26 protein-coding genes and 1 pseudogene are annotated in these 21,656 nt (G+C 58.5%); 16 read left to right on the top strand and 11 right to left on the bottom strand.

What is annotated here, in order from left to right; all coding sequences use genetic code 11:
• Positions 1-216: 216 nt before the first annotated feature.
• Positions 217-690 (bottom strand): hypothetical protein, encoded by a 474-nt coding sequence (locus ABIT76_14820; GenBank protein MEO7934421.1) that lies wholly within the window; start codon positions 688-690, stop codon positions 217-219.
• A gap of 331 nt (positions 691-1,021) precedes the next feature.
• On the opposite strand from ABIT76_14820, the pseudogene ABIT76_14815 reads away from it, so the two are divergent.
• A pseudogene (locus ABIT76_14815) lies at positions 1,022-1,498 on the top strand (fasciclin domain-containing protein).
• Between the two features lie 67 nt (positions 1,499-1,565).
• Here ABIT76_14815 and ABIT76_14810 read toward each other — a convergent pair.
• The 3 genes from ABIT76_14810 to ABIT76_14800 form a co-directional block, all read right to left on the bottom strand.
• Positions 1,566-1,793, bottom strand: a complete 228-nt coding sequence (locus tag ABIT76_14810) for a hypothetical protein (protein ID MEO7934420.1) — start codon at positions 1,791-1,793, stop codon at positions 1,566-1,568.
• 79 nt (positions 1,794-1,872) lie between these two features.
• The gene (locus ABIT76_14805; protein MEO7934419.1) at positions 1,873-3,327 is read right to left on the bottom strand and encodes a glycoside hydrolase family 130 protein; all 1,455 of its coding nucleotides are present in this window, start codon (positions 3,325-3,327) and stop codon (positions 1,873-1,875) included.
• Between the two features lie 5 nt (positions 3,328-3,332).
• Positions 3,333-5,612 (bottom strand): glycosyltransferase family 4 protein, encoded by a 2,280-nt coding sequence (locus ABIT76_14800; protein ID MEO7934418.1) that lies wholly within the window; start codon positions 5,610-5,612, stop codon positions 3,333-3,335.
• Positions 5,613-5,872: 260 nt separating this feature from the next.
• Here ABIT76_14800 and ABIT76_14795 point away from each other — a divergent pair, with 260 nt between their 5' ends.
• From ABIT76_14795 to ABIT76_14745, 11 genes are all read left to right on the top strand, one after another.
• On the top strand, positions 5,873-6,133 hold the full coding sequence (locus ABIT76_14795; GenBank protein MEO7934417.1) for a hypothetical protein: 261 nt from the start codon (positions 5,873-5,875) through the stop codon (positions 6,131-6,133).
• A gap of 68 nt (positions 6,134-6,201) precedes the next feature.
• Positions 6,202-6,537: a hypothetical protein gene (locus ABIT76_14790; GenBank protein MEO7934416.1), complete on the top strand. Its 336-nt coding sequence runs from the start codon at positions 6,202-6,204 to the stop codon at positions 6,535-6,537.
• Positions 6,534-7,007: a hypothetical protein gene (locus ABIT76_14785; GenBank protein MEO7934415.1), complete on the top strand. Its 474-nt coding sequence runs from the start codon at positions 6,534-6,536 to the stop codon at positions 7,005-7,007. Before ABIT76_14790 ends, ABIT76_14785 begins: the two co-directional genes overlap by 4 nt.
• On the top strand, positions 7,000-7,587 hold the full coding sequence (locus ABIT76_14780; protein MEO7934414.1) for an RNA polymerase sigma factor: 588 nt from the start codon (positions 7,000-7,002) through the stop codon (positions 7,585-7,587). Before ABIT76_14785 ends, ABIT76_14780 begins: the two co-directional genes overlap by 8 nt.
• A gap of 8 nt (positions 7,588-7,595) precedes the next feature.
• Entirely contained in the window at positions 7,596-8,075 is a 480-nt protein-coding gene (locus tag ABIT76_14775; GenBank protein ID MEO7934413.1) for a hypothetical protein, read from the top strand.
• Between the two features lie 163 nt (positions 8,076-8,238).
• Complete coding sequence (locus tag ABIT76_14770; protein ID MEO7934412.1) at positions 8,239-8,535, top strand: hypothetical protein; 297 nt, start codon at positions 8,239-8,241, stop codon at positions 8,533-8,535.
• Between the two features lie 66 nt (positions 8,536-8,601).
• Positions 8,602-9,075: a hypothetical protein gene (locus ABIT76_14765; protein MEO7934411.1), complete on the top strand. Its 474-nt coding sequence runs from the start codon at positions 8,602-8,604 to the stop codon at positions 9,073-9,075.
• 15 nt (positions 9,076-9,090) lie between these two features.
• Complete coding sequence (locus ABIT76_14760) at positions 9,091-9,297, top strand: hypothetical protein (protein MEO7934410.1); 207 nt, start codon at positions 9,091-9,093, stop codon at positions 9,295-9,297.
• On the top strand, positions 9,294-10,646 hold the full coding sequence (locus ABIT76_14755) for a TolC family protein (GenBank protein ID MEO7934409.1): 1,353 nt from the start codon (positions 9,294-9,296) through the stop codon (positions 10,644-10,646). The genes ABIT76_14760 and ABIT76_14755 overlap by 4 nt, the downstream gene beginning before the upstream one ends.
• 6 nt (positions 10,647-10,652) lie before the next feature.
• Complete coding sequence (locus ABIT76_14750) at positions 10,653-11,951, top strand: copper oxidase (protein MEO7934408.1); 1,299 nt, start codon at positions 10,653-10,655, stop codon at positions 11,949-11,951.
• A 32-nt stretch (positions 11,952-11,983) separates the two neighbouring features.
• Positions 11,984-12,409, top strand: coding sequence for an EamA family transporter (locus tag ABIT76_14745; GenBank protein MEO7934407.1), 426 nt, complete (start codon positions 11,984-11,986; stop codon positions 12,407-12,409).
• A 143-nt stretch (positions 12,410-12,552) separates the two neighbouring features.
• Here the strand turns inward: ABIT76_14745 and ABIT76_14740 are convergent, their stop codons facing one another.
• The 5 genes from ABIT76_14740 to ruvA all read right to left on the bottom strand — a co-directional run bounded on the left by ABIT76_14740 (position 12,553) and on the right by ruvA (position 15,496).
• Positions 12,553-12,711, bottom strand: a complete 159-nt coding sequence (locus tag ABIT76_14740) for a hypothetical protein (protein MEO7934406.1) — start codon at positions 12,709-12,711, stop codon at positions 12,553-12,555.
• A gap of 20 nt (positions 12,712-12,731) precedes the next feature.
• Positions 12,732-13,109: a hypothetical protein gene (locus tag ABIT76_14735; protein MEO7934405.1), complete on the bottom strand. Its 378-nt coding sequence runs from the start codon at positions 13,107-13,109 to the stop codon at positions 12,732-12,734.
• 168 nt (positions 13,110-13,277) lie between these two features.
• The gene (locus ABIT76_14730) at positions 13,278-13,550 is read right to left on the bottom strand and encodes a phosphopantetheine-binding protein (protein ID MEO7934404.1); all 273 of its coding nucleotides are present in this window, start codon (positions 13,548-13,550) and stop codon (positions 13,278-13,280) included.
• A 47-nt stretch (positions 13,551-13,597) separates the two neighbouring features.
• Entirely contained in the window at positions 13,598-14,872 is a 1,275-nt protein-coding gene (locus ABIT76_14725; protein ID MEO7934403.1) for a hypothetical protein, read from the bottom strand.
• Positions 14,873-14,896: 24 nt separating this feature from the next.
• Positions 14,897-15,496, bottom strand: coding sequence for a Holliday junction branch migration protein RuvA (gene ruvA, locus ABIT76_14720; GenBank protein MEO7934402.1), 600 nt, complete (start codon positions 15,494-15,496; stop codon positions 14,897-14,899).
• Between the two features lie 207 nt (positions 15,497-15,703).
• Here ruvA and ABIT76_14715 point away from each other — a divergent pair, with 207 nt between their 5' ends.
• From ABIT76_14715 to ABIT76_14705, 3 genes are read left to right on the top strand one after another with little or no spacing between them, the layout of a single operon-like run.
• Complete coding sequence (locus ABIT76_14715; protein ID MEO7934401.1) at positions 15,704-17,038, top strand: outer membrane beta-barrel protein; 1,335 nt, start codon at positions 15,704-15,706, stop codon at positions 17,036-17,038.
• Positions 17,039-17,086: 48 nt separating this feature from the next.
• Positions 17,087-19,225 (top strand): polysaccharide biosynthesis tyrosine autokinase, encoded by a 2,139-nt coding sequence (locus tag ABIT76_14710; protein ID MEO7934400.1) that lies wholly within the window; start codon positions 17,087-17,089, stop codon positions 19,223-19,225.
• Entirely contained in the window at positions 19,225-19,788 is a 564-nt protein-coding gene (locus ABIT76_14705; GenBank protein MEO7934399.1) for a polysaccharide biosynthesis/export family protein, read from the top strand. The genes ABIT76_14710 and ABIT76_14705 overlap by 1 nt, the downstream gene beginning before the upstream one ends.
• Before the next feature lie 7 nt (positions 19,789-19,795).
• Here ABIT76_14705 and pgsA read toward each other — a convergent pair whose 3' ends face one another.
• Both pgsA and ABIT76_14695 read right to left on the bottom strand, forming a co-directional pair.
• Positions 19,796-20,371, bottom strand: a complete 576-nt coding sequence (gene pgsA, locus ABIT76_14700; GenBank protein ID MEO7934398.1) for a CDP-diacylglycerol--glycerol-3-phosphate 3-phosphatidyltransferase — start codon at positions 20,369-20,371, stop codon at positions 19,796-19,798.
• Positions 20,368-20,739 carry a molybdenum cofactor biosynthesis protein MoaE gene (locus ABIT76_14695; GenBank protein ID MEO7934397.1) on the bottom strand — a complete coding sequence of 124 codons (372 nt, stop codon included), beginning with the start codon at positions 20,737-20,739 and terminating at the stop codon, positions 20,368-20,370. The genes pgsA and ABIT76_14695 overlap by 4 nt, the downstream gene beginning before the upstream one ends.
• 103 nt (positions 20,740-20,842) lie before the next feature.
• Between ABIT76_14695 and gndA the strand changes: the two genes are divergently transcribed.
• Positions 20,843-21,656 (top strand): NADP-dependent phosphogluconate dehydrogenase (gndA, locus tag ABIT76_14690; protein ID MEO7934396.1); only part of this gene is annotated, 814 nt, incomplete at its 3' end.

Below are 21,656 nucleotides of genomic sequence, written 5' to 3'. Positions count from 1 at the left end.
GAGCGGTCAACGAGGGCTCCAGTGCGATGGAAGTCGGCTCTGAAGCGCTGGCCGAGCGAACCGGAGCGAAAAAAGTGGGACCAGAAGCGGTGAAAAACTGACTGCGAGCGATGGCGGAAGGATCGCGAGCGGAGACAGGCCGAACGCGGTGGACGCAAAAACGCGGCGATCCGGTGGAATCGCCGCGTTCCAAAATAGAAGCCGGAGCAGTGGGCTTTAGGGAGTGGCCGGTGGCGTGGCAGGGCCGTTGTTTTCGAAGCGTTTCTTGAGTTTGTCGTAGATCGGCTTGGCTCCAGCAACGCCATGTTTGGAGGCGTTTTTCACCGAGCCATAGTAGGCAAGAACGGCCACATAAGCCTCGCTGCCGAGGGCGGTGGTGGTGTCGTTGAGCAGACCGAGGATTTGACGGGCTTCGACGGCGAGAGGGGCGAGTTGCGCATACGCGGTGCCGTCTTTATTGAGTTCCGCGAGGTCCACATAAGGAGGCATAAACTCGGGGTTGCTGGCGGCGGCGTTGAGTCCGTCGGTCACAAAATATTCGCTGCCACTGCTGATCTGCGGAAGGCTTTTGCGCTCGGCGGCACTGAGGCTGAGGAGGAAAGGCAGGGCGGCTTTGAGGTCGGCAAGACCCTTGCGGGCGGCGGCAATCTGCGCGTCGGTGATGGTGATGGAGAGTTTGTTTTCTAACATGTGAGATGAGTGAATAAAACTTCGCCAGCCGCCTGCGAGCGAAGACATTTTCCGGCGAACGGGTTGAAAGTAGAAGTCGCGCCGATCTGCGGCAAGCCAAAAAAACAAAGACAAAAGCGGGCTCCTTTTTTTCGGAAAGCCTCGCGCATCCAACCGATGGCCAGTGGCGGATAAGGGCTAGTGGTTCCCGCACGCGAATAAATACCACCCGCTCAACGTTGAGCAGGCGCGGAGAGGGAGCGACTCACATTAGAAAACACCCATTATGATCAAGAAAACCCTCGCCACTCTGGCGCTCACCGCCCTCGTTACCACCACGTTGTTTGCCGAAAACCCCATGGTCGGCGGCGCACCGATGCTGGAAACCAAAAACATCGTCGAAAACGCCGTCAACTCCAAGGACCACACCACCCTCGTCGCCGCGGTGAAGGCCGCCGGACTCGTGGACACGCTCTCCAGCAAGGGGCCGTTCACCGTCTTTGCGCCCACCAATGAAGCCTTCGACAAACTGCCCGCCGGCACGGTCGATACCCTCGTAAAACCCGAGAACAAAAAGACCCTCACCGGCATTCTCACCTACCACGTCGTCGCGGGTAAAGTCACCGCCTCCGAGCTGGTCGCCCTCATTAAAAAGGAAGACGGCAAAGCCACACTCAAGACCGTCAATGGCGAAAAACTCACCGCCAGCCTCGATGACAAAGACGTCATCCTGACCGACGCCAAAGGCGGCAAATCGAAAGTGACCATCGCCGACGTGATCCAATCCAACGGAGTCATCCACGTCATCGACACCGTGCTCATGCCGTAAGCGACAGAGTCGAGTTTCATTCAAATCAGAAAGGCGGGCAGTCTGCAAAGGCTGCCCGCCTTTTCTGTTAGTTCCCAACGGTCAATGCAGCCGCGTGCCGCAGAGCCACGACCTCGGGGCGGGCAGCGGTGACTCGGCGGGCTAGTTGGGCGAGTTCGCAGGTGGCGGCGGTCGTTTCCACGAGGTTATCGCGGCATTTGCGGAGGAGGACGAGTTTGGCGGCGAGTTTTTCCCGCAGGTAGCGGGCTTCGTGGATGACGTTCACTGTTGAGACATCGGCAGTGGGTGAGTGCATGATTCCCGAATAACGCCCGTGCCCACCGTTTGGCCGGGCGGGATGTGTCAGGCAAGTCCCTGTCCGATGGGTCGGGTTGCTAAACCGCCGGGAGCATCTGGTCGAGCAATTCACAGATCTGGAAACTAACAATCGTCGCGCCGCTGTCGCTGAAGCCGTAGGGGAGAATGATGCGTCCGCCGTGGGCCAGTGCGCCGCAGGTGTAAACGACGTTGGGCACGTAGCCCTCGCGCTCGATGCCCTCCGGTTTGAGCAGCGGCTGGGCGAGGCGTCCAATGACTTTCGTGGGGTCGTCGAGATCGAGGAGGATCGCGCCGATGCAGTATTTGCGCATCGGACCGACGCCGTGGGTGATGACGATCCAGCCTTCCTCGGTCTCGATGGGCGAGCCGCAGTTGCCGATCTTTACCATTTCCCAAGGCTGGGTCGGGCACTGGATAAGCTGGGGGTCGCTCCAGAAATGGCGGTTGTCGGAGAGCATGAGGAAGAGGTTTTCGTCGTCCTGGCGCGAGAGCATGGCGTAGCGTCCGCCGATGCGCCGGGGGAAAAGCGCCATGCCTTTGTTCTGCGCAGCGCGTCCATTCAAGGTGCGAATGCGGAAGTGCAGAAAATCCGTCGTCTCGATGAGTTGCGGGAGAATGGCGCGACCGTTGTAGGCGGTGTAGGTGGCGAAATAGGTCACGCTGCCATCTTTGTCGTCCACGAAGCGCACAAACCGGGCGTCCTCGATGCCGTTGCTCTCATTGGAGGACACGGGAAAAATGATGCGCTCCGAGACGGTGGTCGTCGGGTTGAAATGGATCGAGTAATTCGATTCCGCGAGCCAGTGCATGATCTCCATGGTGCGGGCGACATCGCGGGAGTCGGGTTGTGTTTCACTGGCGAGCGATTGCTGGCGCTCGAGTTCCTGGAGGGTAAAGGCGTCCTCCAAGGGACCCATGACGGCGGCGGCCCAGTCATTTTCGAGGCCGAGTTCGGTGAGTTTGTGGAGGAAGGTGGCCTTGTGAAAGATCGGATTCGTATCCAACTCCGGCAGCGTGACGAACGGGGTGGTTTTTTCCATCGTCACCGAGTGATCGGCATGGATGACACCGGTGCGAAACTCGATGGAGGAAATGTGGCCCTCTCCCGTGGCGCGAAGGCTGAGAATAAAGCGGAGGTCGCCCGTTTCCAGTCGAGTTTGATCCGGATGCGGGACGATGGAGGGATTGAAAAGCGCGGCGGATTCGAGGGCGTATTCGCCGGAGCAGAGCGCGCCGATGAAGAGCTGGCGGTCGCCGGAAAGCCAGACTTCGGCGGGAACGAGCGGACGAACTTTTTCGAAGTGGCGCAGCCAGCTTTTGTCGAGATCGATGTGGCGGTCGCCAAAGTCGGCGCGGACGAGGGCGAGTTGCGCCTCGATCTCGGCCTCGGTGAGAGACAGGGCGCGGCGGATGATGTTTTCGACTTTGACCGGGTCGCTGGAGATGAAGGAACGGACGACGACGCGTCTGCTGTCGGGGCGAAATTCGACTCCGGTGGGATGGATTTTCATACGAGTTAGAGTGCTATCTGCTGAATGGGCGCGACGGTCTCGGCATGGCGCATTTCGGCAAGGGAAAGATAGAAGGCGAGGCTGGATTCGGCGCCTTGGTTTTGGCTCAGGCGATCCTGATGGAGCGCGTCGCGGCAGCCGCCGGTGCTGGAGTCGTAGAGCGGCTGCCCAAGGTCGTTGCGGCCGAGAAACCACTCGAAGCAAAGTCGCGCGGCCTGCTGCCAATAGACGTCGTGGGTCAGGCCGTAAGCCTCCAGACAGGCGGAAACCGTGGCGTAGGCTTCGAGCGGTTGCTGGTCGAAGCGGGCGCGCGGCTCGCCTTTGTTCCAGAAGCCGTTGCAGCCGATGGGGGAGAAATGGCCCGACTCGGCGGTCTGCGATTCGACCAGCCAGCGGAGCGATTTCAAACCCGTCTCAAAGACCTCGCCATTGGAAGTCCAGTAGCCGCTCAGAATCATGGCGTGGGAGATTTTGGCGTTGTCGTAAGTGGCCATGGACTCGAACCACTGCCATTGCGCGTCGGCATTGTGATGGAAGTGGTCCTGGAGACGTTTCGTGAGCACGTCGCGGAGTTGATTCACAGTCCGGTCGCCAGAAAAGGCGCGGAGATATTCGTGCATCGCGATCAGGCAAAAGGCCCAGGCACGGGGCGAGGTGAAGGTCTCGACAATCGGGAGGCCTTTTTGAAAAAGCAGAGCGCAGAGATTGCGATGGCCGTCGTTTTTCGAGCGGCCGAGCGCCATGCCGGCGGCCCAGAGAGCACGGGCGTGACTGTCCTCGGAGCCGTAATCCTCGAGCCATTCGCGCCGGTGGCTCATGAAGTTTCGGAAGCGGCAGCTCTGGTGATCGAAGGCGTCCCAGAGGAAGGCGATGTAGGTGCTGGCGAGTTGCTCGACGTCGCGCTGGGCGACCTGGGTCGTCATTTCCGGCAGGAGCAAAGTCAGGATGTAAGCGCGGGCATTATCGTCGGTGCAATAGCCCTCGCGATAGTTCGGGACGTTGAAAATCGCGTGCTGGAAGATGCCCGTGTTGTCGCTCATCCGAAAGAGGTGATCCAGCTTCAGCTTGGGCAATTCGTAGGGGCGGTTTTCCAGCGTGCGCACGGCAAAGGCCTTGCGCGCGGGCACGCTCAGGCTGGCGCGGGCTTTTTGAAAACTCTCCATGTAACGCCGCGCCACGACGGGCCAGATCATTTCGCGACCCATCTTCCAGGCGCGTTTGCGGGTGGCGATCATCAGCGAGGCATCCGACAGAAACCGGTTCACGCCGTCGGCGATGGCAGCGGGATTGGCAAAGGGAACGAGGATGCCTTTTTCATCCGCCAGCAACTCCTGCGCGTGCCAGTAGGGCGTGGAAACGATGGCTTTTCCCGCGCCGAAAGCGTAGGCGAGCGTGCCCGAGGTGATCTGGGCTTCGTTGAGATAGGGCGTGATGTAAATGTCGGCCGCGCCAATGAAATCGGAGAGTTCCTCGTGGGTGACGAAGCGGTTGTAGAAGATGACGTTTCTGCCGACGCCGCGATCCTTGGCGAGACGCTCCAGTTTCAGGCGGTAGGTCTCGCCCTCGTGCGCCACGAGATTCGGATGCGTCGCTCCGAGCACGATGTAAACGACGTTGGGATTACGTGCGAGAATCGCCGGCAGCGCCTCGATGACGTGCTCGATGCCTTTGTTGGGCGAAAGCAGGCCGAACGTGAGGAGGACGGTCTTGCCCTCGACTCCGAATTGATCCTTGTGAAACGCCGGGTCGATGAATTGCACATCGGGCACGCCGTGGGGAATGAGGTCGATCTTGCCGGGAGCGACGCCATAGACGTTCTCGAGGAGATCGCGCCCGCGCTCGGCCATGACGATGAAGCGGTTGGAAAGCTCGTCGATCTGCTTCATGACGGCGCGCTGTTCGAGACTGGGCTCGCGCAAGACCGTGTGCAACGTCGTCACGACCGGCATGTGGACATCGCGCAGAAACGCCAGCAAATGGCTGCCCGCCGCGCCGCCATAAATGCCAAACTCGTGCTGCACCGAGACGACTTCGACGTTGTTGATGTTTAGGAAATCCGCTGCGCGCCGATACGAATCCAACTCCTTTTCATCGATCTCAAACCGGATGCGCGCCGGGTAATCGTAACCCTCGGGCCGGTCATTCACCGCGCCGACGAGACAATCGCACTTGGGAAATTTCGCCGCCACCGCCTCGCAAATGTCGCGGGTAAAAGTGGCGATGCCGCATTGCCGGGGCATGTAATCGCCGAGGAACGCGACACGGTTGATTTGAGGTGCAGTCATGGAGGGAGGCGAGCAATCCAGACTTCGTCCCCCTCCGCATGGAGGCGCTTCATCCCGTAAACCGCAAGGCCCCAACCTCGCACGGAACCGCCCCCGCGTCCTTTTCATTCGAGTCGCATCGAAATGGCACGCGTCACCGGGATCTCTGGAGAAAAATAACTTCAAAAAATTCCGAGGGTTTTCGTCCGCAGCGGGGTGTTAAGAGATGCAGGCTCCAAAACCACCTGCGCAAACAAAAACAACAAACAAAAACAAAACCCATGAAAACTCCAATATCCCTCGTCACTCTCCTCGCCGGACTCCTCAGCCTCAGTGGCTTGCAAGCCCGCCCAGGTTTCAACGACTACACGCCGGCTCAGCGTCCCGTCGCCGGACACACCCATTCCGTCAGCCAGACGCAGCCCAACTGCCCCACCATGACGGTAACCACGACTCCTAAACAAGGCAGCTTCACCAATGTTGCCTGCAGTAAAGCCCTCGCCGACACTCCAGCCTGCCGCACCGCCTGCGAGAAAAAGTAAAGCTTACCCTGGCAAAGACCGGTTTGGTAAACGCCAGACCGGTTTTGCCTCTTCCCCATTTTCATCCCATGCAAACTCCCGATCTTCTCGACCACACCCTTCAGGAATGGAAAGTCGAGCCAGCCATTCCCCAGCGGTTCCAAGCCGATGTCTGGGCTCGGATTCAGCAACGGGAAAACGCCCGCGCCAGCCATTGGAGTTCCATTTGGATGCGCTGGCTCACTCCCGATTTTCCTGTCTGGCCCCTGGCCACCGCGGCCACATTGGTCATGATGCTACTCGGAGCTGGCATCGGATCGCTTTCCGCCGCTTCGCAGTTGGATCGCACCCGCGCCGAGCTGGCTCTGGAATATGTGCAATCCATCGACCCTTATCTGCATCTCGCCAGCATGGACCGGAAATGAAACGTCTCCTCTGCATCCTTCTGCTGGCCATCGTCGCTGGGCTGTCCGCCTATTTCATTTGTTACAGGACGATGATCCGCCCCGCCCGGGAGCTTTCCCAATCCAGCCAACCCACCCTGGCCTGGCTCACATCCGAGTTCCATCTCAATGACAATCAGGCGCAACGCATCGGCCAGCTCGAAGCCGCCTACGCACCGGTTTGCGCTATTCATTGCCAGCAGATTTCTGAAAACCAGAGCCAGATCAGCCGTCAGATCGCTGCCCAGCGCGAGGTGACACCGGAGCTGGCGTCCCTCCTCCAGACTAGCGCAGCGCTCCAGACGACCTGCCATCAAGAAATGCTCGCCCACATCTACGCCGTCGCCGCCGTTATGCCTCCCGGTGAAGCCGATCGCTACATTGGCCTGATGAAGAGGCAGATTCTCGAACCCGGCATGCCCCATCGCTGGACCTCCAGCCGCCATGAATGAGCCCGATGCGCTGGCCGCAGCCGACAGCGACGCCATGCAACGACTGCGCGACGGCGACGATCTCGCCCTCAACGACCTCATGGCCCGCTGGCAGCAACCCCTCGTCCGCCACATTTTTCGCTACACCCAGAATGAAGCCGACGCTCTCGATCTCGCCCAGGAAACTTTTGTCCGCATCTACCAGCACCGGGCGAAATACGATACCCGCGCCCGCTTTTCCACCTGGCTCTACACCATCGCCACCCGCCTTTGCCGCAACCAGGCCCGCTGGAAACTGCGCCACCCCGCCATATCCCTGGAACTCGAATCCAGCCCCGGCGCCGCTCTGGAGGACACACTTTCCAGCCCCGGCCCCACGCCCGACCAGCAAGCCGGCCATCGCGAACTCGACCATGCCATCGCCGCCGCCTTTGCTGCTCTGCCCGACGACCAGCGCACCGCCGCCCTCTTGCAAACCTACGAGGCACTCCCCAGCTTGGAGATCGCCCGCATCCTCGGCTGCTCCGCCAAAGCCATCGAAGGCAAACTCTACCGCGCCCGCCAGTTTCTCCGCGAAAAACTCAGCCCTTGGGTCACCTGACCCCGGCCATGAGCATCGCCGCTGAAAAAATTGAACATTCTGCGCCCGTGCGCCTCCAAAGCTCTGGCATGTGGCGCTTTTCCAATTCCTTTCGCTGGGTCACCGTTTTGGTGATGGCGGCTGCCTGGATGGTGGCGGCGAACCATTGCGCCATCGGCATGGTGGCGGCGCTGGCGAGTCACACGGAAGAGACCTGCGAGAGCTGTGCGCATGAATCGCATGAACACGGTGATCCCTCGGATTCGGAACATTCCAATCTGACTTGCTGCAAGATTTTCAAAAGCGTGGCTGCGACCGACGGCTTGGTGATCAAAGCGCCACTCGAATCAGGCACGATGGATTATCTGGCGTTGCTGCCGGTGACGGTGACGGCGTTTGCCAATGTGGCCTCGTTGCCTCTCGCCAATGCGCCGCCTGGTGGGTGCCAGTTTACCAGTCTCGTCCTCGAACGTTGCCACCCCGGCAACGCTCCTCCTGCTTTCGCGTAACTGCCGGAACGCGTCCTTTCTGCGACGCTTGCTTCCGCCAGTTTTCCCGCATTTGGCTCGCGGCGGTTGTCTCCGTGCGCCTGAGCCTCTCCTTCTCGACGGTGTATTTTTCCGTCGGGAAACCCAATAAACCCAAACCAAAACAAACAAAAGAAAGCAAACTATGAACATCCATCAACACATCCTCGCCCTAGCCAGTCTGGTTCTCCTGACGGCCATCGCGCCCATCCAGGCCGCTGATAAAGTGGTCATCCCTGAGTCGTATCCATTGAAGACCTGCCCTATTTCCGGCGATGAACTCGGCGGCAAAATGGGCAAACCCATCAAAGTCACCAGCAACGGCACCGACGTCTATCTCTGCTGCAAAATGTGCAAGAAAGACTTCGATAAAGATCCGGCCAAATACGTGAAAATGGTGAAGGACGCAGAGGCTGCCAACGCCGCCAAGGCCAAGAAGTAACCCCCCACTCCACACCGGCACGGACCCCCACCGTGCCGGTGATCGGAGTTCCATCCCACTCACTTTATGCCTGCCATCCTGCAAAACCCCGCCCACCTGCATCTTCTCCTCAACCATCTGCCCATCGCCGGTTTGGCCGTGGCTGCCCTGGGATTATTCCTCGCTCTGCTCGCTCGCAATCGAGGCGCGCAAATCATTTCCCTCTGCCTGATCATCCTTACCTCCGCCGCCGCCTGGCCCGTCTATGTAACGGGAGAAAACGCCTACAAAAGCATCCGTGGCATCGCCGACGACGCAGGCTCCGACTGGCTCGACACCCACATAGATCGGGCGGACGAGACGATCTGGTATTTCGCCGTGCCGCCGGCCTTCGCTTTGCTGGCGATGTTTCTGCCTCGCAAGTTTCCCTCCAGCGCCGTGCCGTTGCTGGTCGTGACGTTGCTCGCGGCCCTCGTTTGTCTGGGGCTCGCGGCCTATATCGCCGACGCCGGGGGGCAGATTCGTCACCCCGAATTCCGAAAGTCTGCCACACTTCCCTAACCGCCCGCCTCGCCTATGAAAACTCTCCTGTTCAGCAGCCTCTTACTCGCTGGCTGTGCCACCAACATCCCCGTGCCGCCGCTCCCGCCGGGGCATCCGGCCCAGTCGGATAGCGCCAGCGCCAGTGCGCCATCGCTCCAGCCTTATCTCACTCAGCATCGCGCCAGTGCGCCGAAGGAGGAAGCCGTGGATCATTCCAAAATGAAGATGGAGGGCATGTGAAACGCATCGTTCTCGCACTGCTGGCGGTGTCTTCCGTGCAGGCAGTCGACGTCGTGGATGAGGCGTTGCAGGGGAAACTTTCCCAGCGCATCACCTGGGTCAAATCCAGCCGCGAAAACGGGCAGATCGCACTGAAAGTCCACTCACTTTTGCAGGAGACCCTCACGCCCGACAGCGCCGCCCAGATCGCTTTGCTGAACAACGCCGGGTTGCAGGGAAAATACGAAGCCCTCGGCATTTCCCAATCCGACATTGCCGCCGCCGGGCTCTTAAAAAATCCATCGCTCACCGCGCAAAGCCGCTGGGCCGATCGCGGGGCCAAAAACACCAATCTGGAGTTTTCCTATTCTCAGGACATCGCCGATTTATTTCTCAATCCTCTCCGCAAAAAACTGGCGACGCTCGCTTACAACGGAGCCCAACTCGCCCTCGCCGACGATGTATTGAAACTCGTCTCGGAAACGAAAACGGCGTTTTACGAATTGCAGGCGGCGATGCAACTCCTCGCTCACGAAGAACTGGTCGTGGAATCCAACGAAGCTTCCGCCGAATTCGCCAAAAAACAGCGCGAAGCGGGCAACATCACCCGCCTGCGCCTCGTGCAGCAACAGGCGATCCACTCCAAATCGCGTCTCGCAGTGGCCCAAAGCCGGGCGGAAATCAGCCAGAAACGCGAGGCGCTGAATCGCCTGCTCGGACTCTGGGGCACCGCGACGAATTGGAAAATAGCCGCCAAGCTCCCGCTTTTGCCGAAGCGCGAAATCCCTTTGCAAAACGTGGAAAGCGTCGCCGTTTCCCGTCGCACCGATCTGGAAATTGGCCGGGCTCAACTCACGCTTGCCGCGACGAGTCTTGGGATTCAAGGCAAGACGCGGATGTTCCCGTCGAGCATTCGGCTGGGAGTGGATTACGAGCGCGATATCGATGGAACTCAAATGGCCGGCCCGAATATCGAAGTCGAGTTGCCGATTTTTAACAATGGACTCCCCGAACTGGCTCGTCGTCGCGCTGAATTCAAGCAAGCGCAATGGGCGTTGCAAGGTCGCGCCATCGACGTGCGTTCCGAGGCGCGGGAGGCACGCGATGGCTTGATCGCCGCCCGCGATCTGGCGGAGTTTTACCGCGACGAATTGCTTCCGCAGCAACAGGAAATCGTGAAGGGCACGCAACTCGAATACAACGGCATGCTGACGGGGTTCTATGAACTCATTCGCGCGCGGCAGGATGAATTGGAAGCCGAGCGCGGCAGCGTCGAAACCCTGCGCGATTACTGGATTTCCCGCTGCAAACTGGAAGCCGCTCTCGGTGGCAGCCTCGATGTTCTCACCACCGACCATTCCAAAGACTGACATTTTATGACTGACACACGACTCACCCGCCGCCGTTTTTTCTCTGGAGCCGCCGCCCTCGCCGGAGGCATCGCCGTGGCTCAACGCGTCTTCGGCGCAGAAGCGATGGATCATTCCCAAATGGCGACGCCCCAGAGCGACACGGACGATCGGTATCGCCCCGTCATCACGCCCAATGGAATGTCACTCCCCTGGAAAATGGTCGATGGCGTGAAGGTTTTCCACCTCATCGCCGAGCCGGTGCGCCGGGAGTTTGCGCCGGGTTTGGTCGCCGATTGCTGGGGCTACAATGGCATGGTGCACGGGCCGACCATCGAGGCGGTCGAGGGAGATCGCGTGCGCATTTATGTAACGAACAAACTGCCCGCCGCGACCACGGTTCACTGGCATGGCGTGCTCGTCCCGAGCGGAATGGATGGCGTGGGCGGACTCAGCCAGAAAGCGATCCAGCCGCAGGAAACTTTTCGATACGAGTTCGATTTGATTCAGCATGGAACCCTGATGTATCACTCGCATCACGACGAAATGACCCAGATGGGCCTCGGCCTCATGGGGATGTTTGTCATTCACCCGAAGGAAGAAAAACGGCCCGACCGCGACTTCGCCATCATGCTCAGCGAATGGAAAATCGTCCCCGGCACCACGCGGCCCGATCCGAATGAGATGACCGATTTCAATGTCCTGACGATGAACGCCCGCGTCTTCCCCGGCACCGCTCCGCTCGTGGTCAAGAAGGGCGACCACGTCCGCATTCGCCTCGGAAACTTGAGCGCGATGGATCATCACCCAATCCACTTGCATGGTTATTATTTTCGGATCACCGCGACGGACGGCGGCGATGTGCCCGAGTCGGCGCAACATCCCGACACCACGGTTTTGGTCGCTGTGGGCCAGACACGCACGATTGAATTTGTGGCCAACAACCCCGGCGATTGGGCGATGCATTGTCACATGACGCACCATGTCATGAATCAAATGGGCCACGGCAACCCGAACCTCATCGGCGTGGAAGACACCGGTGCTTTCGACAAAAAACTGCGCCAGAAATTACTTCCGGGTTACATGACAATGGGCAGCGACGGCATGGGCGATATGGGAGACATGGGCATGGCCGTTCCCAACAACAGCCTGCCCATGGTTGGCGGCGAAGGTCCGCATGACTACATCACGATGGGTGGAATGTTCACCATTTTGAAAGTGCGCGAAAACCTCACCAGCTATGATGATCCCGGCTGGTATGAAAACCCGCCCGGCACCGAGGCCACCGTGGCCGCGGCAGCCGATCTGCAAAGAGACGGCATTTGAGTTCCAGAGTTATCTTCGCTACAAAACAACCCATGGCACCCTGGTTTTGGTATGCAGTCGTCGCGGCAGTTCTCTATGGCGCGCATCAGATTTTTACCCGGCTGGCTTCGGCGCGAATCGGCGACGGGCTCGGCGGTTTGGTGGTGGAGACGGTGGCGGCGCTAACGATTTTGCTCTATCTCGCGTATCTCTATTTCACAAAACATTGGCAGCAGAAATGGAGCAGCGAGGGGTTTTTCTATTCGAGTCTCACGGGACTCTGCGTGGGTGCGGGCACGGTGGCGTTCTTTCTTCTTTTCCAAAAAGGTGGGCCGCTTTCCGCCGTGCCAGTGATTCTGGCGGGCGGGGCCGCGATCATGGCGATTGCCGGGGTGGTGTTCTTTCACGAACCCGCCTCCTGGCAACGTCTGCTCGGCGTGGCCCTGGCGATTGCGGGGCTATTTCTCCTGCGGAAATAAGCTTTGATCGTTCTGCAGTTTAGGGCTTCAGCACGACCTTGATGCAGCCGTCTTCCTTGTCGGGGGAAGACGCTGTCTAACCTGCGGGCAATAAAAAAGCCGCTGGGGTGAACCGGCGGCTTTTCATGGGAGTTAGACTGCTATTAGTAAACCGCTGCGTGAACGCCTTTTTTGCTGCCCTCGGTTTTGGCCGACATGCCGGCACCGTGCTGGTCGTGATTACCGACAGTGGCACTGGTGGAGCAACCGCTGGCGAGCGCGATCACGGACACGGAAAGCAGGGCGAGTAAGAGTCTTTTCATAATGTTAGAAATGATTGGTTTTACTCGTCCACGACGACGCGGTTGACGACGTAGGAGTCGCCTTCCTGGGCGTAGCTAACATGGACTGGAATGCCCACGCGGATGCGGGTTTTCACTTCGTCATCCGAAATGGCTTTGCCGCTCTTGGTCACGTAGGTCACAGTCTTGCCGTAACGATAGGTGCGAGGGCCGGAGCTTTCTTTCAGAACGATGGAGGTGCCGGGCTCAAACGAGGTGATCGTGCCGGAGCCTTCGGTCGTGGTGGTGGTGGATTGACTCACCGTTCCGCCAGCAGAACTGGTGGTGGTGGAGTTAGTTTCCGAGGTGGAAACTTGCGCGAATGCGGCGCTGCCGAGGAGAGCGGTGGCGCAGGCGATTTTGACGAATGATGACTTCATAGGGTGTTTTTTGGGTTGCGTTTAATGTGGTGCCCCGTTGAGGGGGCGTTGCATTAATGAATCGCAGCATCGCGACGCGGTGGTTGCCTTTTTGCGATTGAGCAATCCGCAAAATGGATGTTAACAGGCCCGAATTGGGCCAGGTTAGATTCTTGTTAGGAACGCGGCTTATTCAGCCTTCTTCGCGCGCTCGGCGTTGATGTATTCGTGGAGCGAATTCACATCGCGCAAGGCCACTTGGGCGATGCCGCTGTTGGCCACGCCGACGCCGAAACTTTTCTCCATGCTGACTACGAGTTCCAGCGCGTCGATCGAGTCCAGTCCGAGTCCGTCGATGCTGAAAAGCGGCGTGTCGTCGCTAATATCCTCGGGCGGCATTTTCAGCATAAGGCTCTTCACGAGCATGGCGCGGATGTCGTTTTTGGAAATTTCGTCAGGCATGTTCAGGGAAATGTGAAGAGGGTTGCGGTGGGCGGCAAGCGGGAAAGTCAGATCGAAGTCACGGCCGCCGGGCAAAGGATCGCGTCCGTCATGCCATGGAGGATTTTTTTATCCGCCGGAACGATCGTCGCGAGCGCGCCGCTGAGCTGGGCTTTGTCGTGGCTCACAAAATAATACGGGCAGAGCCGGACGCGCCCGTGCATGATTTTTTCCTCACCCGTGTCGCGGTCGAAATACGGGTGCGCCACCTGCCGGCCCTTGTGGAAGCGCTGGAGAATGTAGGGATGATGCGGAAACGACTCGATCGCCTCGTCCACGACGGCGGCCCACTCTTTTTGCGGCAAATCCTGCGCCACGTAAACGCCCCGGCTGCCCCAGGCGAGATCGGAGAAACCGCTGATCTTGCAGACAAATTCGCGCTGTTTCTGGCTGAGCGTTTTCAGTTCGCCCCAATTCTGGATGTCGAGTCCGGGCAAAGTCGCGAAATGCGGCAGCGGCTCCGGGTCCATGATCCAAGTGTAAGGGATGACTTGCTGGAGCTTCAGAAAATGACGCTCCGAAAGTTCGCGACGCCAAAATTCGCGCAAGGGCCGCATCCAGAAGAGGGCGAACCACAATTTTTCCTCCATGAACGGCTTCGGCGGAGGCGTCATGGCCATTCGAGTCAGATCGATATGGGGGAGATTCGGCAAATCGAAGAGCTCAAAGAAACGGTAATACGCGCTGGCCGGTGTCGGATTTTCCGCCGACCCAACGGTCCAGAGCGGAGTTGCATTCGTATCTGCGGCATTGAGCTGATTCGCCAGCCATTGCATTTCGGGCCGGTAAGTGGCGGATTCCTCGGAGACGAGAATCTCGCCGCCGTCCGGCAGAATGGAACGAAAACCCTCGATCATGTCATTCGCGCCGCCGAGAACGTTGTGACCGGCGCTGGCGTAGGTTTGATTCAGCCAGCCGGTGAGCCCGATGCCGCCGGGCACGGTGTCGAGCTCGGCGATGGTCCAGCCCGTTTCCGTGAGAATGATGTCCGGGCGAATGACCGCAGGCAACTGGCTGCGCAGGCCGCGGGCAAGTTCGATCAGCTCAGTTGGTTTGCCGCGGTCGAGGTAATCGGCGATCCAGGCGGGTTGCTTGGCCTTCACGCTTTGCTGGTAGAGAAGGTTCGCGGCCTTGTTAAAAAGCGTCAGCCGGTAGCCTAGCTTGTCGAGTTCCTCGTGATCGTGGTCGGTGAGCGGAAACGGCTCAGGCGAGACGAGCCATTCCTTGCCCGCAAACAGCCCTTCCGCCGGGAGGGCGTCGTGGATTTGCGCAAGCGTGGCCATGGGAGTTGCAGTGTTATCAGCGGCTCAGGCGAGCAATTTCAAGGCGAGTCGCAGAAGATCCTCGGACGCAGCGTCGACGCCGATTTGCTTGCTCGCAGCTTGAACCGCCTTCTGGGCCTCGGCCTGTTTATAACCCAGAGAAATGAGGGCGAGAATGGCGTCATTGGCGCGCTGGTCGAGGGAGGCGTTGGCCCCGCTGGATGCTTCCCAGGTGGCGGCGACTCCGACCTTGTCCTTGAGTTCGAGCACGATGCGCTCGGCAGTTTTTTTCCCAATGCCTTTGATGCGGGAAATGGAGTCGATGTCGGAGCGGACGACGGCGTTTTGAAAATCCGCGATGCTCATGCCGCTGAGCACGGCCAGGGCGATCTTGGGCCCGACCCCGGAAACATGGGCGATGAGGAGTCGGAAAAGATCGCGCTCGGCGGAGGAATAAAAGCCGTAGAGAAGATGGGCGTCCTCGCGAACGATGAGTTGCGTGAGGAGATGGACCGCGCTGCCAATGGCGGGGAGTTTATCGAAGGTCGAAAACGGGATCAACGCCAGATAACCGACGCCGCCGACGTTGACCGTCACCTGCGTTGGCAAAGCCTCGGCGAGGCGTCCCTCGATAAAAGTAATCATCGCTTGGAGGTTTAGCAGACATCGCTCTTTTCGCAAATGAACTGCCGGGACGAAGGGCGGTGGCCGGTGATCGTTTCTGAAAGTGGCCTAACCCGCATTTTTCCCTAGCCAGATGGGCCGATATCGTGTTTATGGAAAAGTGCTTCTATAAGCACCTGCCAAAGCAACTGGCTGATTCCCCCGCATTTCCCGACCTTCCCAAAACGTATGAAACACCTGATTCGATCCAAAACTCTTTTCGCCGGTCTGGCGACTCTCGCGATCAACGCCGCGGTGGCCGAGGTCAAGCCCTCCCTTTTTCGCGCGGAAGCGCCGACGGATCGCCCGGCAGATGTGGCCGCCGCTCCCAAACCCAGCAGTTTTCGCACAGGCAGCGATGTGGAAGTCCGCTCGGCTGTCGCGGTGAGTTCCGCAGGAGTCAGCAACGGGATGGATGATAAATTCATCCCAACTCAGGATGCCGGTTCGGGTATTTTCGAGAGACGTCCCTATCATTTCACGTTCTCGCTCAACCAAGGCTACGACGATAATATTTATACCACCCACGACAACAAGCAGGGCAGCTTCTTCACCAGTGGCTCGATCGGGGCCAATGTGAAATTTAGCGACGGACGCACGTCCTTGGAGGCAGCTTTGAGCGCTGGCGGCTCCTATTATTATGACCGCGACGACTCCTTCGACCCGGACATCACGCTGAATGTGGATTTCAGCCACGTCTTCAGCCCCAAGCTGCGCCTCGACATCACCACGTATCTCGCCTACCAGGCAGAACCTGATTTCCAAATTGGCTTTGGCCAGAATCGCCGGAGCGGCAATTATTTCTACGGCAACATCGGATTCAGCCTCGCGCAGACATTCACCCGGCGTTTCAGCGTCGTCTATGGTTACACCGTGGGCGGCGTCTATTATGATGAAAGCTCCATCGCCGACATCAGCAATCGCATCGAGCAAACCTACAGCCTCCAGCTTCGCTACCTCATTCAACCCACCATTTCGCTGGTCGGCGAATATCGTTTCGGCATCGTGACTTATGACGCCGCCAACCGTGATTCGACTTCCAATTATGCCTTGGTCGGTGTGGATTTCACTTTGAACCGCCGCCTGACCGCCAGCATTCGTGCCGGTGCCCAGTTCCGCAGCTCGGATGACGTGGGTGACGAGACCTCGCCCTTTGTGGAAAGCACGCTGACCTATAAATACGGCGACCGCTCCTCCATTCAGTGGCTGAACCGCTACGGATTCGAGGAATCGGAATTCGGATTCGGCAGCACCCGCAAAACCTATCGCACTGGACTGACAATCAATCAGCGGGTTAGCTCACGCATTAGCGCGAACGGCGGCGTCTTTTACACGACGAGCGACTACAGCGGGGCCTTTGGTGACAGTGAGCAGACGCTGGACTTAAATGCGGGTCTAATTTACTCCGTGAACCGCCTCCTCTCGCTGCAAACGGGTTACACTTACACGAAAGTTTACTCCGATTTCAGTCTCCGCGAATACGACCGCAATCGCATCTATTTGGGAGCCACTCTCACTTTTTAGTAAGGAACCCCTCTTGCGTGTCAGCGGACGCAAGCTAGTTTAGCGCGTATGTCTGACAACAGCGAAATCAAGCTCCATTTTCTCGACTATTGGAGGGTCATCCGGGTTCGTTCCGGCATCATTTTACTAGCGTTTTTATTGGTCGTCATCACCGCTTCGGTGACGACTTATTTCATGCCGAAGGAGTACCAATCGGCTGTGATGATGGAGATTCAGCCTGACACGGCGAACATGAACGTGTTTCGTCCAGGCGATCCTTCCTCTTACGCCGGCTCTGATCCGAAGTTCATCGCGACCCAGTTCCAAATCATTCAGCAGAAGGAAATTCTCTATCCCGTCATTGATGAAATGGACTTGGGCAAGGCCTGGTCGCCGAATGATCCGATTCCCCGCGAGCGGCTCTATTTTATGCTGAAGGGCATGCTCAACATGCAGGAAGTCCGCAATACGAGTTTGATTCAAATCATCGTCAGCAGCGGCAAGCCCAAGGAGGCGTCGGACATTGCTAATAAGATCGCCGAAGTGTATCAGCGCCGCCGTGTGGATGAGCTAAACACGGTCACGATCAAGTCATTGGCCAAGTTGCAGGACGAAGTGGACAAGCAGCAACGCAAAGTGGACGAAGCCCACGAACTTGTGGCCAAGCTCCGGAGTGAGAACCATATCATCGACACCGCACCGGATTCCATGGCTGATCCGGGAAGCATCGACGTCACAACGGTGGGTGTAATTACCAATGACGTCACGAAGTTGGAAAGCACCGTCGATACTCTGCGCAACCAGATCGACGGCATCGACAAACTCACCGATGAGGACCTCATGCGCGGTCTGGCTCAGTTAAATATCCCCGACAGCATTGTTTCTGCCCGACTTCAGAGCTATCAAGCGGCCGTCGCCGAGCGCGAGCGCCTGCTCAGTTCTGGACTGGCCAAAAAGCATCCCGAGATTCAGGCGCTCGATTCGCAGATGACCGTTTTCAGCGAGCAAATCAAAAAGCAGATGTCCAGCATCCGCAGCACTTTGGTTGCTAACCTGCGAACCGCCGAGGCCAACCTAGAGTCCCTGCGCACTCAACTCCGGGGTAGCCAAAACAATGTTGAATCCAACAAGGTCAAGATGTCTGAGTACGCCGAGGCGAAGTATCGTTACATCAACGCCAAGGAACTCCTCAAGGCAGCCTCCACCAAGCTCCAGACGGAGACCATCGAGAAAGGCATGCCTCGCAATCCAGCCAAGATTTGGGCCAAAGCCGAGCCTGCCACCGCGCCGAGCAAACCCAATATTCCACTCAACATTCTCCTCGGAGTCGTCGTCGGTCTGGTGGTTGGCATCGGACTCGCCTTCTTCATCGAATACCTCGACACCAGTGTGAAAACCTTGGACGACGTCGAGAGTTTCCTCGGCCTGCCCGTGCTGGCGGTCATCCCGAAAAATATCAAACTCCTCCACCGCGAGGCGACCGATTCGGCGGACGCGGAGGCCTATCGCATCTTGCGCACGAACATTGAATTCAACCGCAAAAGCGCCGATTACAACTCCATTACCTTCGTCAGCGGCGGTCCGGGTGAGGGCAAATCCACCACATTGGCCAACCTCGCCGTCACCTGTGCGCAGGGCGGTTACAACGTCCTGATCGTGGACGCCGATTTGCGCCGCCCGACCCAGCACACTGTCTTCGGAACGAGCAATGCGGTCGGCTTGAGCAATTATCTGACGACCGACCTGCAACTCGAGGACGTCATCATTCCCTCGAACATCGAGAATTTGCACATCATGCCCTCCGGCATCCTCCCGTCGGATGCGGTCGGCATTTTGAACTCCCAGCGCATGTCGGATTTGATCGCCGACGTGAAAACCCGCTACGACATTGTGCTTTTTGACGCGCCGCCAATCCTCGGCGTCAGCGATGCCTCGGTGCTCGCCAGCGAAGTTGATTTGACCGTCATCGTTGTGCAACACCGCCGTTTCCCGCGCTCCATGCTGCTGCGCGTGAAACAATCCGTCCTCAACGTCGGCGGCAACCTGCTCGGCGTCGTCTTGAACAACGTCGATGTCCGCCACGATCAGGGCTACCAGTATTACACCAGTTACAACGACTATTATTCCGTGCAAACCAAGCCCCGCAAAAAAGGCCGGGCCAAGGCTTCCGCCAGCGTTTCCTCTGGCAACGACGGAGAAGATTACTAATGAAAATCCCCAGCGCAGTTAGATGTTTCTTTGCCGCCTTGTTCTTCGGAACGAGTGCCTTGCTCGCCCAAGACGCACCGTTGCGTTCCGGTGACACAATTGAAATCCGAATTGGTGGCGTTCCAGCCTCAGAGATTTCTCAGATCACGGCGTCGTATGTGGTGGACAACCAGGGCTCTGTGAACCTCGCTTACATCAACAAGGTGTCGGTTGGAGGAAAAACCGCTGCCCAGGCCGCCGATGCCATCGAGTCGGCCTACAAAGCTGCGGAGATTTTTACTAATCCCACTATCACCATCAGCACTCAGGGACTCGGGCGTTTCGTGAACGTCGGTGGGGAAGTCAAAGCTCCCAGCCGCGTCGCTTACACTCCCGATCTGACCCTCATGTCCGCCATCAACGCCGCTGGTGGACCCACGGAATTTGCCAATATGCGGAAAGTCCGCCTGAGCCGTGGCAAGGAATTAATGGTCGTCGATACCAAGAAAATTCTCAGTAATCCCGCGCTCGACATTCCGGTCAAACCCGGCGATCAGATTTTTGTCGAGCAGTCGTTCTTCTAACCGCTCGTCACTCGACTTGAATGATGGCGCGGTGACGCCAAAGATAGCTGATTCCTGAGTAAATCGTCAGTCCCACAGCGGCGATCAGGGAGATGGATTCACCGATCTCTGCGAGACGAAGTGCGCTGGCGTTCTGCGCCAGCTTGGGAAAAAGCTCGGCCACAGAATATTCGAGCAGAAAGAAAATAATCGTCGCAATCTGCCAGCCCGTCTTATGTTTCCCGATGGATTCGGCGACCAACACTCGTCCCTGACTGCTCGCCAGCAGGCGCAGCCCGGTGATGACAAATTCGCGGCTGATGATCACCACCGCGACCCACGCCGGGATGGCTCCGAGCGGAATCAGGCAAATGAACGCAGCCGCCGTCATGATCTTGTCCACGAGCGGGTCCATCAATGCGCCAAATGGAGTTTGCATAGAATATTTCCGGGCCACCCAGCCGTCGAGATAATCGGTCACACTCGCCACCACGAAAATCGCCAGCGCCAAGGTATGTGTGTAAGTCCAGCCCGAAGTCATCGCCATGACGAACGCGATGGTGAGGAAAAACCGGGCGACTGTGAGGCGATTGGCCCAATTCATAATGCCTGACTCTGGATGGGATTTTTCCAAATGGGAACCTCCCGTTTCAGGCGCTCGATGATTTCACGACTCCCCGCAAACGCCTCCTCGCGATGCCCGGCGGTCACCCGCAGAAAAAGCGACGGCTCGCCTGCGGCCACGAAGCCGACACGATGAATCAACGTGACGTCCTCCAGGGCAAAATGGATCAGCGTTTCCTCCGCGATCTTGCGCAACTGCGACTCGGCCATCGCCAGATACGACTCATACTCGAGTCCGGCGATGGCATTTTCTCCCTCCAGACCGCGAACGACGCCATAAAAATCCAGAATCGCCCCCGCGGTGGACGACCACACGGGCGCGGGCGGCGCGAGAGGGTCGCGAGTCACGATAATTTTTGAAAAGTCGATTGCCATAAGGGTTTGCCGCCCGCTAGTTTTTCACTCCCCTACCAACTCGAACCCGCGGCAAACCGCAACCTGAAATTAATTTATGAAAAAGTGTGACATCGGACTGATTGGCCTCGCCGTGATGGGCGAGAACCTCGTGCTCAACATGGAGAGCCGCGGCTTTACCGTCGCTGTTTTCAACCGGACGACCAGCGTGGTCGAGGCGTTTGAAGCTGGACGTGGCGCGGGTAAAAATTTCGTCTTCGCCAAGAGCCTGCCCGACTTTGTGGCCGCTCTGGAGCGTCCGCGCAAGGCGCAGATCATGGTCAAGGCCGGTGCGCCGGTCGATGCGGTCATCGAGCAACTCATTCCGCTGATGGAGCCGGGCGACATCATCATCGACGGCGGCAATTCCCTTTGGACCGACACCCAGCGCCGCGAGAAATACCTCAAGGAAAAGGGCATTCACTTCTTCGGAGTCGGCGTCAGCGGCGGAGAGGAAGGCGCGTTGAAAGGCCCGTCGATCATGCCCGGCGGTTCCGCCGAGGGCTGGAAGGCGCTCGCCCCGATTTACACGAAGATCGCCGCGATTGCCGAGGGCGAGGCCTGCTGCCGCCACATGGGCCCGGACGGCGCGGGACATTACGTGAAGATGGTGCACAACGGCATCGAATACGGCGACATGCAGCTGATCTGCGAGGCCTATGCGATGTTCAAGGCCGCAGGCTTGTCGAACGCGCAGATGGCCGACGTGTTCGACGAATGGAACGGAGGTGACCTGCAGAGCTACTTGATCCAGATCACCGCGGTGGCGCTGCGCCAGACAGACCCCGAAACCGGCAAGGACCTGGTCGACGTGATCCTGGACCGGGCTGGGCAGAAAGGCACCGGCCGCTGGACCATCATCAACGCGACCG

It is taken from the genome of Chthoniobacterales bacterium, assembly GCA_039930045.1.
Taxonomy (GTDB): domain Bacteria; phylum Verrucomicrobiota; class Verrucomicrobiia; order Chthoniobacterales; family DASVRZ01; genus DASVRZ01.
Note: the sequence above shows the minus strand (reverse complement) of the source record. Positions and strands in the feature narration are given on the sequence as shown.